The following is a 12,781-nucleotide window of genomic DNA, read 5'->3' as shown; positions in this document are numbered from 1 at the left end:
TCACCCTCTTTTTTTCTCAGATAATCTTCTGAAGCTCTCTTTTAAGATATGATTCAAGCGGTTTACTTGTTCTTCATCGACTTGGTTATCTTTTCTCAAAGAGAGAACGACCACCGGTTCATTTTTCGCAGAATCAATATGGTAATCATTCCTTACCGCACTATCATCTAATCCTATTTCTTCTAGCCAAGCACGTATCCCATGCTTACAATCTTCGTAGACATCGGGCCAGCATTCAATTTCAACTTTCTCTCTTGGCAGATACTTTTCCCGCTCGGAGGAGTCTCTATAATAGTCCGTCACCGTTCTGATCCGGTAAAGGCTATTTCCATGTAGCCCAGAACGCTGATTTCCGAAGCCGTATGGTATCCCTACAGTTGAATGCAGTGATATCGGCCATCGTTTTCCAACTGTGAAAAATTCTTTGAATATGGGCCACGTCGACAGGTGTATCAGAGAATCCCTGTTCGGGAACCTGCCCGGCTCCGGGATTTTTTCAACGATATCCGGGATGATATCTGTGAGAGAATCGACCAACCATTGCGTATTCAACGGCAATTTCACCCTCGGGATATCATTCATCAATTCGAATATCATCACTTCAACGGATTTCTGGATAACATTGCCCTCAGGAATATCGTGCCCTTCATCAACAGGGTCACCGGTGCTCCAGGTCATGAGCTTGACATTCTTCCGTAATTCTCCCGCGCATACCATTTTAAACTCGTTGATACATTTTGGGGATGCTGAGGTAGGAATCAAAAAAATAAATTGCCAATCCCTATCTTTGAATTCTTTAGCTAGGTGCCTGCAATATCTCTCGACCTGATGTTCATCACTGTGTGATATGTTCCTGGCAGACCTATCCCATATCTTGACTTCTATTGCCAGAACCTTGTCCCCCAGTGTTATGAGCAGGTCAATGTTACCCTTGTTTCCAAGTGTCCGTTCCGGTTCAACCTCCGCCGCGTCCAAGGCAGCTTGGCTAATATCGGGGAACACTTCTCTAGCGATTTTTTCTAGTAATTTCGAGCTTAACCCGTGATCTTGTTTAGGATCGAGTAGATAGCTCAGTGCTGAGGAGAATAATACTTCTTCAAAGTCACCATGCTTGTTTAATGTGAGAATACGTAAGATGTTCATGCAAACCTCGAATTATTACCCGTGTGATTGTGACTTGCACCCACTATTTTGTCCACTTATCAGTTTAGTATTGCCAGCATTATACCACCACAGGCAAGACAAGGGGATTTCTCTACTGGCTGAACCGACTCCTGGGTGACGTTAGGCTAAAAAGGCAGCCTAACTCTAGTCTCTAGTCTCTAGTCTCTAGTCTCTAGTCTGAAAATTATAGTGCCATTGCAACCTATTACCACTGAACATACATCGGGATATCTGATTTCTTGTACGTACGATTATCCGTCAGGAGAGAAGACTGCGAGTATTTTGCTCAGAAGTCATCGGCACGCGGTTTGGGAATTCGTCTAAGGCCTTATTACCTTGTTCTTTAACGTCTTTTTCTACGTTATTCCGAATTAAAAATGATCTTCTGATGTCCTCTTTGTATTGGCAAATATCAGCCTTTTTTATCTAGTGGATTAGCAAGAAATAATCAATTCTTAAGCTATCAACTTCTAATTATTAGTCATATTTAGGGTTAATCATTACTTTCAGTTATAATTCATTACTAACCTCTAGATTAAGCTTCTTGTTTAGGCTTCACTTTCTTAAATGAAAACTCGCCTTTGCGATTATTCTCATCAATACTCTCACCAGATACTACATCTTCATCTCCTGACAATTCACCCTTAAAGGAGTCAAGAGAGTAACCGGATGACAATCCTTGTTGTATATAAGTATATGATACTGCATACATACTGAAGCTATTGTTCTTAACTCCACCGACCACAGTTTCCTGTACTAATGTAAGTACTTCGCCAGCCTCCTCTTTTTTGAAACACGATACATTTAATGCACCTGAAAGCTCTTCACCTTTCTGAACTAGAACTAAATTGCAGTTATATTCTGTCTTTTCAACATTCATAGTACCTTGCCAAATACCTGTTAAATCGCATGATAGTTCCTTTTCTTTTTCAATCTCTACTTCAGGCTGTATATATTCTATTTTTCCTACTATTTTTATTCCCTCGAATACGTGACCATACTCTTTCTCTTGAAGCACCTGTAGAATCATACCTGAAATAGCTGTCTTAAGATTTTCACCCCAAAACGGGTCTTCCATATTGTAATATAGGTATCGTAGGGCTTTTAAGTCAAATGGTACGTCTTTCTCATCCCTAGTTATGATTATTACTGGTTTACTTATAGTATGGGCAAGTCCCACCTCGTAAAAGACATTCGTGTTTTTGCCTGTCAATTCAGCAACTACAATTCTCGCAGACCGCAGAGCTTTCCAAATATCCTCCATAACTTTTGGTCTTGAATAAATTTCATCCCCACGTATTGGAACTAAGCCAGCTGACTCTACTGCTGGTTTAATGACCTTCTCATATTCGTCATTGAATGTCGCAGAAAAGGGCATTATTACAAAACAAGAATTGCTCAAAGTACCAAGTTCAATTTCTATTGAAGCCATATATCCCTCCTCCAAACTCTGTTTGACTTTCCCATTGATTATAAGACGCAATCCTCTATTTTCAAAATCAACCCACTAACCCCATATGCGTCGTTCTTAATATCATAAATTATGGATTCTCTATATGCAAACTGGCTTTTCCGACGTCCTGTTAGTAGGGTAGGACGTTGTTTTGGCAGCCGATAAAGCTACTAGCAGGACGTTAAGGAAGCTAATCAAGTAGCCGCCAGTTCCCAGGTATATATAACCAAAGAGAGGAGCGTGGCTCCATGGCCACTCTCCTCGTTTACCTTGCTATGCCCTCACTATGCGTGTTCAGTAAGCAGAACCAGAGGCTGCGAATTTTTATCTTATCCTTTGAGACACACTAGTCATTGACGCCAGCGTAGCCTTGCCTTGCCCAATGGGGCTTTGCCCCGGGGCTAGCGGCTTCGCTCTTGCTCGCTTTCATCACCACATTCCCCTCCCCTCCGTTTCCTCCCCGCCCGCTGTCCGTCCGTCGGTTCGTTGCCGGTGTGCGCCATCAATGTGCCCTGGCCCGCATCCGGCCAGCCCGCATCTTTGAGTCTGATAGCCTTTTCCCATACCTAACATTCTTGAGGTCTTGACAAGTGGCAAGCAAGGATATAACATTCCCACATTCATTAATATGGGACATTCCGGTTAGAAGGAGGAATACTGATGAAAGCGATTGTATGCACAAAATACGGGCCACCGGAAGTTCTTCAGCTCAAAGAGGTAGAAAAGCCTACTCCCAAGGACAATGAAGTACTGATAAAAGTACATGCGACAACCTGTCACGTAGGGGATGTTAGAATTCGAAGTTTCAATGTCCCTTTCTGGCAAATGATCCCCTTTCGAATATATTTAGGTATTAGAAAGCCAAAAAGAAGCATTCTAGGGATGGAGTTAGCCGGGGAAGTTGAAGCAGTAGGCAAAGACGTGAAGCGATTTAAGAAAGGTGACCAGGTTTTTGCATCAGCCGGTTTTGTTTTCGGTGCTTATGCCGAGTACATATGTCTGCCTGAGGACGCGGCGGATGTAAAAAAAGGGTTGGTGGCAATAAAACCGGCCAATATGAGCTATGAGGAAGCCGCCGCTGGCGCTGCTTCTGGGGGAATTACAGCATTGTATGTTCTTAGAAAAGCAAATATCCAGAGCGGACAAAAAGTCCTTATCTATGGAGCTTCTGGAAGTGTAGGTACTTTTGCGGTACAGCTTGCCAAATCATTCGGGGCAGAGGTCACCGGGGTTTGCAGTACAACTAATTTAGAAATGGTGAAATATCTGGGAGCCGATAAGGTAATTGATTACACCCAAGAGGATTTTACCCAAAGCGGTGAGACATATGATGTTATCTTTGACGCTGTAGACAAGATTTCGTCTTCACGAGGTAAAAAGTCTCTAAAGAAGACAGGAATCTATCTCAACGTTATTAAGGACTCCGGTTCCGGAGACGGCATAAAGACTGAAGATCTAATCTTCCTCAAAGAGCTTATTGAGGCGGGAAAGATAAAAACGGTCATTGACAGACGCTATCCGTTGGAACAAATTGTCGAGGCTCACAGGTATGTTGAAAAAGGACACAAAAAGGGACATGTAGTCATAACTGTGGAGGACAGCAACTAGTCATGGAATCATCACCCCGGATCAGGTCGGGTGAAATCTCCAGTCACCTTTTCATTATCCTAGTGACTCTAGCTCAACTCATCTTCTTTGCCTTCTTCCATGAGTATATTGCATGGCGCACTACCGAACCAGATGGAAGTGTTACCCGATTATCTATGCTAACTGATGACTATTTCCTTTGGCTTCCTATTATGATTACAGCATCGATTCTAGTCATAATGGCTTCCATTGCCATGATTATTTACGACAACTACCGGTTTCGTAAGACCGCTGAAATATCCTTCAATATCCTTGGTATCGTTGTGGCTGTATCATTAGTATCCATCTTCCCCTTTGATTTCAGTGTAATTCCGAAGGATACTGCGGCCGATGTTGTGCCAATATGTGTAACCGTGTTCTTTATCCTCCTGGCGGTTTTCTATGCGGTAACTGCATTAGTTATGTTCATAAAGCTAAAACGCTATACAGCTAAGCAAGAAACTTGACAGAAGCCACGGATTTGAGTTGTGGCTCTCCGCCACTGGCTGAAATGAGAAATCTAAATTAGATAGGTTTACAAGGTTGCAGGATGTATTGTCGCAGACTCTTCAAAAAATAGCCGAATCAAAGTAGCCTTGGAAGGATACTCATGAAAGCAATTGTATACACAGAATACGGGCCTCCGGAGGTTCTTCAGCTCAAAGAGGTAGCCAAACCTATCCCCAAGGACAATGAAGTACTGATAAAAGTACATGCGACAACAATAACGGCAGCGGACTGCACCTTCAGAAAGGGTGACCGGTTTGATTCAAGAGTTGTTGTCACTGGTCTCATAAGACCAAGAAGATCTATTCCAGGGGCTGTGTTTGCCGGAGAGATTGAATCAGTAGGCAAAGATGTAACACTATTTAGAGAAGGCGACCAAGTTTTTGGATCTTCCGGTACTGGTTTAGGTGCTTATGCCGAGTACAAATGTCTGCCTGAAGAAGGAGTGCTGGCAATAAAACCGACCAATATGACCTATGAGGAAGCCGCCGCCGTCTGTGATGGGGCAATAACCGCATTGCTTTTCCTTAGAAAAGGAAATGTCCAGAGCGGACAAAAAGTCCTTATCTATGGAGCTTCTGGAAGTGTAGGTACTGCTGCGGTACAGCTTGCCAGGTACTTTGAGGCAGAAATTACCGGGGTATGCAGTACCACGAATTTAGAATTGGTGGAATCTCTGGGAGCCGATAAGGTAATTGATTACACTAAAGAGGATTTTACCAAAAGCGGCCAGACCTATGACATTATTTTTGACACGGTAGGCAAGAGTTCGTTTTCGCGTTGTAAAAGCTCGCTAAAGCAAAGAGGGGTCTATCTTACAACTAACCCTGGGCCGTCAGTGTATATTCAAATGCTATGGACTTCAATGGTAGGCAGCAAGAAAGTAATATGGGCGCCAACAGGATTAATGGAGAAGGCTGAAGATTTAGTTTTCCTCAAAGAGCTTATTGAGGAGGGAAAGTTAAAATCGATCATAGATAGAAGCTATCCGCTGGAACAAATTGTCGAGGCTCACAGGTATGTTGAAAAAGGACACAAAAAGGGAAATGTAGTTATAACGGTGGAACATAATAATAAAACCTAACAAATCGCTGCAGTTGACGGCGGGGAGCTGTGGTTTTTATTAATGTTTCTGGGTTGCGACGGGTTTTGGTTGGTCGGACGCCTTTCGGCAGACCCCCGCCGCAACTGAACTTAGGTCGTTGTATGGTTGAAATATGGATACAGTTGAAATAAACTCAATATCCGATTTCCTGAATTCAATAAAACCGCATTAATGAATTTGCGTAGGAGGCAGTTATGTCTACACAGTCAGAGCAACCGAAGAAGCGAAAAGGCGTTACCGGGCTGGCGATACCAGCTGGTCTTTTTATTGGCATAGGTGTCGGTTTTTTGGTCGATAATATTACTGCTAGTGTTATGCTTGGTTTGGGTGGCGGTTTTCTCGGACTGATAATTCTACGGGTCATACTTGGTGAATGGTAAAAAGGGAATACCTATTTACCCCAAAACAGAGCTTCGCATCCAATTACTTCTATAGAACTTTCAGAGAAATACTTCTCAAGATTGTGCCTCAATCCTTCGAGGTCATCCGTTTTATTATTCATATATCCTCTGAAATTTACACAATTCAATATGAATGTTGACAAAAGACTTCGTCTAACTCCGCCATAGAGAATGGTTGAGCCGAATATAACCCCACCGGTATTCAATAGAGCTTTAAGGTGTTCAAATACAATACCCTTAGTTTTAAAGGTACCAGGTAGACAGTGGAGCAAATTAAGAATTCCAATCGAGTCAAATCCCGGAGCATCGATTTCGATTGATTCCAGGGCGTTCCTGAGATATTTTTCAGGAGCATATCGTGCCAAACGCCTTCCAGCTACTTCAAGACAATTTGGGTTAAGGTCCATCAATGCAATTCGGGGATTTGTGGTTGGAAATCTACATTGGTCGAGGAAATAACCAGTACCTACACCGATATCCAGATGGTTAGTGGAGACATGTTGGTTGTACAGCTCTAACATATGGTATGAAGGACATTTCCATACAAAGCGACAGTTTAGGCCGAGCGCAAACCAGTCGTAAATAGATAAGAATGGCTTCGTATACAGTGCCTGTCCTACTTCTATCTGTTCTGAGGTAATACCTATCATAGCTTTTTCCAAAATAACAATTATTGAGACTTCTCTTCATAGTTTATATTTCGCAGTAGCATTTAACAAGCAGTGTGCTGATTATTCTATAAGAGCCAGCCAGGCGTACTATAGAGACTACCCGATAATGGGTGGCCCCTTTGTTAAAACCTACAGCATTGACAGCCGAAGCTCCCCGTCTCTATCCCAGCCGTTGTCGTCGCCGTGTGGACGTAGCCCCGCCCTCTCGTTATCGTCGGTGTGCGCCGTAAATGTACCCTGGCCCGCATCCGGCCAGCCCGCATCTTTGAGTCTGATAGCCTTTTCCCATACCTAACATTCTTGAGGTCTTGACAAGTGGCAAGCAAGGATATAACATTCCCACATTCATTAATATGGTAAATCCCTGTTAGAAGGAGGATACCATGAAAGCAATTGTATACACAAAATACGGACCACCGGATGTTCTTCAGCTCAAAGAGGTAGAAAAACCTACTCCCAAGGACAATGAAGTGTTGGTAAAAGTTCACGCGGCATCCGTAAATGATTGGGACTGGGGTCTCCTCCAAGGTACTCCATTTATGAATCGCCTTCTATTCGGTCTCCTAAAACCAAAATACACGATACTCGGATGTGACATAGCGGGGCGGGTTGAAGCGGTTGGCAGAAACGTAAAGCAGTTTCAGCCAGGCGATGAGGTATTCGGGGACATATCTGGGTATGGTTTTGGCGCTTTTGCTGAGTATATATGTGCTCGTGAAAATGCATTGGTATTGAAACCGGCCAGTATGACATTCGAGGAAGTAGCGGCCGTACCCCAAGCGGCAGTCCTCGCCCTGCAGGGTCTTCGCGATAAAAGACAGATTCAGCCAGGACAAAAGGTTTTGATTAATGGTGCGGGTGGTGGTGCGGGTACGTTTGCAGTGCAGATTGCCAAATCATTCGGGGCTGAAGTGACTGGCGTGGACAGCACGAGTAAATTGGATATGATGCGCTCGATTGGTGCAGATCATATCATTGATTACACCAGGGAAGATTTCACCAAAAATGGGCAGCGCTATGACCTTATTCTTGATTTTGCGGCACATCATTCGATTTTCGATTACAAGCGTGCATTAAGTCCCAAGGGAATTTATGTCATGGTCGGAGGTTCAACGGCTCGAATTTTCCAAGCTATGTTCCTGGGACCATTGATTTCAATGACCGGGGGTAAGAAAATGGGTATCCTGGCGCATAAACCAAACAAGGATTTGGCTTTTATGAAAGAGCTTTTTGAGGCCGGTAAAGTAGTACCTGTTATAGATAGACGTTACCCGTTAAGTGAGGTTGCTGAAGCTCTCCAGTATTTTGGAGAAGGACACGCCAAAGGAAAAGTAGTCATAACTGTGGAACATAATAACAAAACCTAACAAAGCGCTGCACATTAAATATTCTAAACATATAGAAGGAGGTCAAAGATGGTGCAAGAACAGACATATTATCCTGTAAATGTGAGAGGTGAACTAACTAAACCTCCGGCTCGCGGTTGGTGGCTCCTCAAGTGGTTACTGGGGATTCCCCACTATATTATCCTGGCATTTTTATGGATAGCCTTTGTGGTGGTTGCTATCATCGCCTTTTTTGCTATCCTGTTTACGGGAAAATACCCAAAGGGTCTATTTAAGTTTAACACGGGGGTTCTACGCTGGACGTGGCGTGTGGGCTTTTACAGCTACCAGGCTTTGGGCACTGACAAGTATCCGCCGTTCAGCCTCAAGCCTGACGACGACTACCCAGCTGACTTGAAGATTGAATATCCTGAGAGACTGTCCCGGGGACTAGTACTGGTGAAGTGGTGGCTACTGGCTATTCCCCACTATATAATCGTCGGTATCTTCCAGGGAAGTGGAGAAAACGGAGGCGGTCTGGTTTTCATTTTAGCCATAATCGCTTCAATAGCACTTTTATTTACCGGTAAATACCCCGGGGATATTTTCAAACTTGTTGTAGGTATGAATCGCTGGACATACCGCGTTGCCGCTTACGCATCGCTAATGACAGACCAGTACCCACCATTCCGACTTTGGGATTAGGGATCTGATTGACACCCGATACCAAACAGCTATTGCAATGGCTAGCAGTTATGTGAGTAACAGTAAGCACATGTGAAGAGTTGAAATGGGAAATCCTGAATAATATATGTTAGATTTTGCAAACTTATTGGTTAGATTGTGGTGAACTATATTGAAAATGACCGGATCAAAGTAATCTTGGAGGAATACTTATGAAAGCGATTGTATGCACAAAATACGGGCCTCCGGAGGTTCTTCAGCTCAAAGAGGTAGAAAAACCTATACCTAAGGACAATGAAATACTGGTAAAAATACATGCGACAACAGTAACATCAGGGGACTTTAGAATACGAAGTTTCACAGTTCCTCTCTCTTATTGGCTCCTCGCTCGAATAGTGCTTGGTCTTAGAAAACCAAAAAAAGCTATACTGGGGAGTGAGCTAGCCGGGGAAATTGAATCAGTAGGCAAAGATGTAAAACTATTTAGGAAATGTGACCAGGTTTTTGCATATACCGGACACGATGTTGGTGCTTATGCCGAGTACATATGTCTACCTGAAGACGGGACGGTAGCTATAAAACCGGCTAATATGACTTATGAGGAAGCCGCCGCCATTCCTTTTGGGGGCAATACAGCCTTTCATTTTCTTAGAAAAGCAAATATCCAGAGCGGACAAAAAATTCTTATTTATGGAGCTTCAGGAAGTGTAGGTACTTATGCGGTACAGCTTGCCAAGTACTTTGGAGCAGTTGTTACCGGGGTATGCAGTACTACAAATTTAGAATTGGTGAAATCTCTGGGAGCCGATATGGTTATTGATTACACTAAAGAGGATTTTACTAAAAGCGGTGAGACCTATGATGTCATTTTTGACGCGGTAGGTAAGAGTTCGTTTTCAGGCTGCATGAGATCGCTAAAGAAAGAAGGAATCTATCTTCACGCTGTTGCTGCGCCGGCAATAAGTATTCGAATGCGATGGACTTCAATAACAAGCAGCAAGAAACCAATAGGTGGGACAGCAATCCCAAAGACTGAAAATCTAATCTTCCTTAAAGAGCTTATTGAGGCTGGAAAGATAAAACCGGTCATAGATAGACGCTATCCGTTGGAACAAATTGCCGAGGCCCACAGGTATGTCGAAACAGGGCATAAAAAGGGAAATGTAGTCGTAACTGTGGAACATAATAACAAAACCTAACAAAGCGCTGCAGTTGACGGCGGGGAGCTGTGGTTTTTATTAATGTTTCTGGGTTGCGACGGGTTTTGGTTGGTCGGAGGCCTTTCGGCAGCGGCTGGATTTGAACCAGCGACCGAGAGATGTGGAACAACGTTTCGCCACGAGCCACGTTAGATAAAAGGTAGCCCGTAATGTTATTACCATCACTCCGCCCGTCATTTTATGCTCAATCTGGCAGCAGAGATGCTCCGCAATCTCTGTGACTGGGTCAGTAACTTCTTCCTCAGTCTGATATTCTTAGGTGTTACTTCCACCAGTTCATATCTATTTACAAAATCAATTGCCTGCTCCAGACTCATTTTCAGGGGTGGCGTCAGTTTGATGGCAATATCCGACGAAGACGCCCGGATATTGGTTTTCTTCTTTTCCTTGCAGACATTAACCGGAATGTCCTGCAGCCGTGAACTCAGTCCCACAATCATGCCTTCATAGACATGGGTGCCGGGTTCTATGAAGGTCAGCCCGCGTCCCTGGGCATTGTTCAGGCCATAGGTAACCGCGAATCCTTGCTCCGAGGCGACCAGCACCCCATTGCGGGTGGAGACAATTTCCCCCCGCCATGGTTCATAGCCCACAAACAGGGTATTCATGGTACTCTCTCCGCGGGTGGAGTTGAGAAAAGAGCTGCGAAAACCAAGGAGACCCTTCGTAGATATCCGAAACACCAGACGCACATTGTCCTGACCGTCATTGCGCATATCAATCATCTGGGCCTGCCGCTTGTTCAGCATCTCAGTTAAAACCCCGATATATTCATCTCTGGTATCAATGGTAAGCACTTCTACCGGCTCAACAATCTTGCCATCAATTACTTTGGTAATCGCTTCTGGTTTCGAGATTTCGAATTCGTAGCCCTCGCGGCGCATGGTTTCAATCAGGATGGCCAGGTGCATTTCCCCTCTCCCTTTGACCAGGAAGGTGTCCGGGCTATCCGTATCCTGCACCCTGAGACTGAGATTGGTCTCCAGTTCCTTATAAAGCCGCCCCCGTAACTGCCGCGTGGTGCAAAAGCGTCCCTCCCGGCCGGCAAACGGTGAGGTGTTGACACCGAAGGTCATCTCTACCGTCGGCTCGCCAATCTCGATGCGTGGCAGAGCTGAGGGCTGTGCCGGGCTGGCGATAGTATCCCCGATGCTGACCTTTTTAATACCGGTCACCGCGACAATGTCACCCACCTCAGCCTGGTCTACCTTCAAGCGTTTGAGTCCGAGATAGGTAAATACTTCGGCGACCTCATGATAATCCACATTTCCGTCAGCGTTCACGCTGACGACGGTATCATGGGGAGCCACCTTGCCCCTCCAGATCCTGCCGATAGCGATTCGCCCCTTGTGGCTGTCATAGTCCAGGTTGGAAACCAGCATCTGAAATGGCCCGATTTCAATCCGGGGAGGCGGCACGTTAGCCAGGATACAATCGAAAAGAGAGCTGATATCTTTGCCAGGCATGCCCGGTTCGGTGACCGCAATACCCTCCTTGGCGCTGGCATACAGAACATGATAATCAAGCTGGTCCGTGCTGGTAGCCAGTTCCAGGAACAGATCCTGGATGAGCCTGCTTACTTCCGCTATCCGCGAATTACGCCTGTCTGTCTTGTTAATGACGACGATGATTTTCAATCCCCTTTGCAGAGCATGGCGCAGCACAAACTTGGTCTGGGGCATAGGTCCTTCGATAGAATCTACCAGAAGAAGGCAGCCGTCTGCCATGCTGATGACACGCTCCACCTCACCGCTGAAATCGACATGCCCCGGGGTATCAATGATATTGATTTTGACGCCCCGGTACACTACGGCCGTATTCTTAGCCATGATGGTAATCCCCTTTTCTCGCTCAAGGGCATTACTGTCCATGATTAACTCGCCTACTGCCTGGTTATCTCGAAAGACCTTGCTCTGCTTGAGCATGGCATCCACCAGGGTGGTCTTTCCATGGTCAACGTGGGCAATAATAGCGATATTCCTGATATCACTGCGATAGTTCATGTATGGTGCAATCCTGCCTTTATCTATTCATGTTTACATCGTATTCAATTCACTGTTATCCGTTGCTTTGTCATAGCCGCCCTTACTGTGTTTCTGTGCCCGTTAATTTCAAACCAGCAATGGCACTCATGGGATAGGCGCAGGTAAAGAGCCTGTTTAGCCTGATTGGGAATGTCTGGGGTACTAAGAAGAAGGGGACGGTATGATGTCCAGTCTTCCGCTATCGAGGCACCGTCAGCCTCATTCGTAAAAGCGCTCTTTTCGGAGGTGGTAAAGGTAAAAATAGCTCGAAAGACAAAATATTAGATTCACTATGAATATTATACACCAGCAGAGCGGTTTTAGAAAGCGGAGTAACCAGTCCTAAGCCATATAGCCGCTTCTCTATCGTGACGCTTACCCTGACGCTTCCTCTTGCTTACCCTCTCCCAATGGTGGCACGCCCTCTGCCTCTGCGATGGCACGGGAAAAGCTATCGACCAGTATATTTTGAAGGTTGAAGTCTGAGTCCATGAGCTCGTCTTCACCTATCTTAGCCAGACCATAGAGATCTTCTACGTACCGGTATGTAGGCGCGCCGGGAGTCGGGGTGGACTCTTGTATGTCACATCCAGTTTCCAGC

11 protein-coding genes are annotated in these 12,781 nt (G+C 44.9%); 7 read left to right on the top strand and 4 right to left on the bottom strand.

Annotated features, from left to right (window positions below; genetic code table 11):
• Both VMX96_03475 and VMX96_03470 read right to left on the bottom strand, forming a co-directional pair.
• Complete coding sequence (locus VMX96_03475; GenBank protein HUU62964.1) at positions 1 to 1,143, bottom strand: PD-(D/E)XK nuclease family protein; 1,143 nt, start codon at positions 1,141 to 1,143, stop codon at positions 1 to 3.
• 556 nt (positions 1,144 to 1,699) lie between these two features.
• The gene (locus VMX96_03470; GenBank protein ID HUU62963.1) at positions 1,700 to 2,596 is read right to left on the bottom strand and encodes a hypothetical protein; all 897 of its coding nucleotides are present in this window, start codon (positions 2,594 to 2,596) and stop codon (positions 1,700 to 1,702) included.
• A gap of 681 nt (positions 2,597 to 3,277) precedes the next feature.
• Between VMX96_03470 and VMX96_03465 the strand changes: the two genes are divergently transcribed.
• From VMX96_03465 to VMX96_03450, 4 genes are all read left to right on the top strand, one after another.
• Positions 3,278 to 4,225, top strand: a complete 948-nt coding sequence (locus VMX96_03465; protein ID HUU62962.1) for an NAD(P)-dependent alcohol dehydrogenase — start codon at positions 3,278 to 3,280, stop codon at positions 4,223 to 4,225.
• Positions 4,226 to 4,227: 2 nt separating this feature from the next.
• Positions 4,228 to 4,710, top strand: coding sequence for a hypothetical protein (locus tag VMX96_03460; protein HUU62961.1), 483 nt, complete (start codon positions 4,228 to 4,230; stop codon positions 4,708 to 4,710).
• 143 nt (positions 4,711 to 4,853) lie between these two features.
• A complete protein-coding gene (locus VMX96_03455; protein ID HUU62960.1) occupies positions 4,854 to 5,834 on the top strand; it encodes an NAD(P)-dependent alcohol dehydrogenase in 981 nt (326 codons plus the stop codon).
• Between the two features lie 215 nt (positions 5,835 to 6,049).
• Positions 6,050 to 6,235, top strand: a complete 186-nt coding sequence (locus VMX96_03450; protein ID HUU62959.1) for a hypothetical protein — start codon at positions 6,050 to 6,052, stop codon at positions 6,233 to 6,235.
• 11 nt (positions 6,236 to 6,246) lie between these two features.
• Here the strand turns inward: VMX96_03450 and VMX96_03445 are convergent, their stop codons facing one another.
• Positions 6,247 to 6,906 carry a class I SAM-dependent methyltransferase gene (locus VMX96_03445; protein ID HUU62958.1) on the bottom strand — a complete coding sequence of 220 codons (660 nt, stop codon included), beginning with the start codon at positions 6,904 to 6,906 and terminating at the stop codon, positions 6,247 to 6,249.
• A 404-nt stretch (positions 6,907 to 7,310) separates the two neighbouring features.
• Here VMX96_03445 and VMX96_03440 point away from each other — a divergent pair, with 404 nt between their 5' ends.
• From VMX96_03440 to VMX96_03430, 3 genes are all read left to right on the top strand, one after another.
• Positions 7,311 to 8,294 carry an NAD(P)-dependent alcohol dehydrogenase gene (locus VMX96_03440; protein ID HUU62957.1) on the top strand — a complete coding sequence of 328 codons (984 nt, stop codon included), beginning with the start codon at positions 7,311 to 7,313 and terminating at the stop codon, positions 8,292 to 8,294.
• 48 nt (positions 8,295 to 8,342) lie between these two features.
• On the top strand, positions 8,343 to 8,957 hold the full coding sequence (locus VMX96_03435; protein ID HUU62956.1) for a DUF4389 domain-containing protein: 615 nt from the start codon (positions 8,343 to 8,345) through the stop codon (positions 8,955 to 8,957).
• Positions 8,958 to 9,148: 191 nt separating this feature from the next.
• Positions 9,149 to 10,135 carry an NAD(P)-dependent alcohol dehydrogenase gene (locus VMX96_03430; protein HUU62955.1) on the top strand — a complete coding sequence of 329 codons (987 nt, stop codon included), beginning with the start codon at positions 9,149 to 9,151 and terminating at the stop codon, positions 10,133 to 10,135.
• Between the two features lie 194 nt (positions 10,136 to 10,329).
• Here VMX96_03430 and typA read toward each other — a convergent pair whose 3' ends face one another.
• A complete protein-coding gene (gene typA / locus VMX96_03425) occupies positions 10,330 to 12,159 on the bottom strand; it encodes a translational GTPase TypA (GenBank protein ID HUU62954.1) in 1,830 nt (609 codons plus the stop codon).
• Positions 12,160 to 12,781 lie beyond the last annotated feature (622 nt).

Source organism: Dehalococcoidia bacterium (assembly GCA_035528575.1).
Taxonomy (GTDB): Bacteria; Chloroflexota; Dehalococcoidia; order E44-bin15; family E44-bin15; genus DATKYK01.
The sequence above is the reverse complement of the archived record's forward strand: the minus strand, read 5'-3'. Positions and strand labels throughout refer to the sequence as shown.

What these genes read in the sequence shown, in the direction of transcription:
- VMX96_03450 (HUU62959.1), top strand. Translation starts at nt 6,050, where the DNA reads ATGTCTACACAGTCAGAGCAACCGAAGAAGCGAAAAGGCGTTACCGGG.
- VMX96_03440 (HUU62957.1), top strand. Translation starts at nt 7,311, where the DNA reads ATGAAAGCAATTGTATACACAAAATACGGACCACCGGATGTTCTTCAG.
- VMX96_03455 (HUU62960.1), top strand. Translation starts at nt 4,854, where the DNA reads ATGAAAGCAATTGTATACACAGAATACGGGCCTCCGGAGGTTCTTCAG.
- VMX96_03430 (HUU62955.1), top strand. Translation starts at nt 9,149, where the DNA reads ATGAAAGCGATTGTATGCACAAAATACGGGCCTCCGGAGGTTCTTCAG.
- VMX96_03470 (HUU62963.1), bottom strand. Translation starts at nt 2,596, where the DNA reads ATGGCTTCAATAGAAATTGAACTTGGTACTTTGAGCAATTCTTGTTTT.
- VMX96_03475 (HUU62964.1), bottom strand. Translation starts at nt 1,143, where the DNA reads ATGAACATCTTACGTATTCTCACATTAAACAAGCATGGTGACTTTGAA.
- typA (HUU62954.1), bottom strand. Translation starts at nt 12,159, where the DNA reads ATGAACTATCGCAGTGATATCAGGAATATCGCTATTATTGCCCACGTT.
- VMX96_03465 (HUU62962.1), top strand. Translation starts at nt 3,278, where the DNA reads ATGAAAGCGATTGTATGCACAAAATACGGGCCACCGGAAGTTCTTCAG.
- VMX96_03460 (HUU62961.1), top strand. Translation starts at nt 4,228, where the DNA reads ATGGAATCATCACCCCGGATCAGGTCGGGTGAAATCTCCAGTCACCTT.
- VMX96_03445 (HUU62958.1), bottom strand. Translation starts at nt 6,906, where the DNA reads ATGATAGGTATTACCTCAGAACAGATAGAAGTAGGACAGGCACTGTAT.
- VMX96_03435 (HUU62956.1), top strand. Translation starts at nt 8,343, where the DNA reads ATGGTGCAAGAACAGACATATTATCCTGTAAATGTGAGAGGTGAACTA.